2 protein-coding genes are annotated in these 1,996 nt (G+C 68.1%); one reads left to right on the top strand and one right to left on the bottom strand.

Annotated elements, in window-relative coordinates; all coding sequences use genetic code 11:
• Nucleotides 1-53: 53 nt before the first annotated feature.
• Complete coding sequence (locus U9R90_RS35830) at nt 54-1,337, bottom strand: adenylosuccinate synthase (protein ID WP_411061651.1); 1,284 nt, start codon at nt 1,335-1,337, stop codon at nt 54-56.
• A gap of 175 nt (nt 1,338-1,512) precedes the next feature.
• On the opposite strand from U9R90_RS35830, the gene U9R90_RS35825 reads away from it, so the two are divergent.
• On the top strand, nt 1,513-1,996 hold a 484-nt coding region (locus U9R90_RS35825), incomplete at its 3' end, for a diacylglycerol kinase family protein (RefSeq protein WP_411061650.1).

Genomic DNA, 1,996 nt, shown 5'->3' with positions numbered 1-1,996 from the left:
GTTCCCCCCCCCCGCCCACGGCACAGAAACCGGCACAAAAGCCGGCAGCCCGGCTAGATGAACGAGTTGATCTCGATCGTCTCGTCGCGGCCAGGGCCGACGCCGATCGCCGAGATCGGGGCGCCGGACATCTCCTCCAGGGCCTTCACGTAGGCCTGGGCGTTCTTCGGGAGGTCGGAGAACGACTTGGCCTTCGTGATGTCCTCGGACCAGCCCGGCAGGTACTCGTACACCGGCTTCGCGTGGTGGAAGTCGGTCTGCGAGTACGGGAGTTCCTCGACGCGCTTGCCGTCGATCTCGTACGCGACACAGACCGGGATCTGCTCCCAGCCGGTGAGCACGTCCAGCTTGGTGAGGAAGAAGTCGGTGAGGCCGTTGACGCGGGTCGCGTAGCGGGCGATCACCGCGTCGAACCAGCCGCAGCGGCGGTCGCGCCCGGTGGTCACACCGCGCTCGCCGCCGATCCGGCGCAGCGCCTCGCCGTCCTCGTCGAAGAGCTCCGTGGGGAACGGCCCCGCGCCGACGCGCGTGGTGTACGCCTTGAGGATGCCGATGACCCGGCTGATCTTCGTCGGGCCGACGCCCGCGCCGGTGCAGGCGCCACCGGACGTCGGGTTCGAGGACGTGACGAAGGGGTATGTGCCGTGGTCGACGTCGAGTAGCGTGCCCTGGCCGCCTTCGAAGAGGACGACCTTGCCTTCGTCGATGGCGTTGTTCAGAATCAGCGTCGTGTCGGCGACGTACGGCTTGATCTGCTCGGCGTAGGTGAGCATCTCCTCGACGATCTGGCCCGCGTCGATCGCACGTCGGTTGAAGACCTTGGCAAGGAGTTGGTTCTTGGTCTCCAGGGCCGCTTCGACCTTCTGTTCCAGGATCGACTGGTCATAGAGATCCTGGACCCGGATGCCGGTGCGGTTGATCTTGTCCGCGTAGGTCGGGCCGATGCCGCGTCCCGTGGTGCCGATCTTGCGCTTGCCGAGGAACCGTTCCGTCACCTTGTCGACGGTGACGTTATATGGAGTGATCAGATGAGCGTTACCGCTGATCAGCAGCTTGGACGTGTCCACGCCGCGGTCGTTGAGTCCGCTCAGCTCGGAGAGCAGGACCGCCGGGTCGACGACGACGCCGTTGCCGATCACCGGGGTGCACCCCGGGGAGAGGATTCCGGAGGGGAGGAGGTGCAGTGCGTATTTCTGGTCGCCTACGACAACCGTGTGGCCGGCGTTGTTGCCGCCTTGGTATCGCACTACATAGTCAACGGAGCCACCGAGCAGGTCGGTGGCCTTTCCCTTGCCCTCGTCACCCCACTGAGCACCGAGCAGCACAAGTGCGGGCACAGGCGTACACCCCTTCCGGGCGGGGCATGTCCAAGGTCAGGGGCGTGCGCGGCAGCGCACACCGGCGACCCTCGTTGGCCGCACCCGTCGGACCGGTGCCCCGGAATAGACGAAGCCCCTGGCGCAATAGCGCAAGGGGCTCTTGCACAAAGATGCTACCCGAGGAAGGACCGAGGTGTCGGCTCCAGAGCCCGCCACGCAGAACGCACCGAGCGCAGGGCCCCTGCTGGTGGTGATCGATCCGGTCGCCCGGCGCAGCGACGGGGAGTCCGTGCGGATCGCCAAAGACGTGCTGTGCGGGGGCGCCGACGGGGTCAAGGTGTGCCTGCCGGACAGTGCGGAGGAATTCACCCGAGCGCTGGCCAGGAGGGGGTCCCGGCGGCCCGTGGTGGTGGGGGACGACCGGGCGCTGCTGCGGGCGGTCGGGGGGCTGCACCGGGAGCGTGAGCTGGCGGCTTCGGTGCTCTCGCTGGTGCCGGTCGGCTCCGTGACGACGCTCGCCCAGTCTCTCGGCGTGCCCGCGGGGACGGTGGCCGCGGCGCGGGCTGTACTCGACGGGGTGCCTCGGCGGCTTGATCTGCTGGTGGATGACAGTGACGGGGTGGTCCTCTCGGAGCTGCGGATTCCGGCTGTGCGGGTGGGGGCCAAGGCCGGGGCGG

The sequence above is a fragment of the Streptomyces sp. E11-3 genome, from assembly GCF_046540415.1.
Classification (GTDB): domain Bacteria; phylum Actinomycetota; class Actinomycetes; order Streptomycetales; family Streptomycetaceae; genus Streptomyces.
Note: the sequence above shows the minus strand (reverse complement) of the source record. Positions and strands in the feature narration are given on the sequence as shown.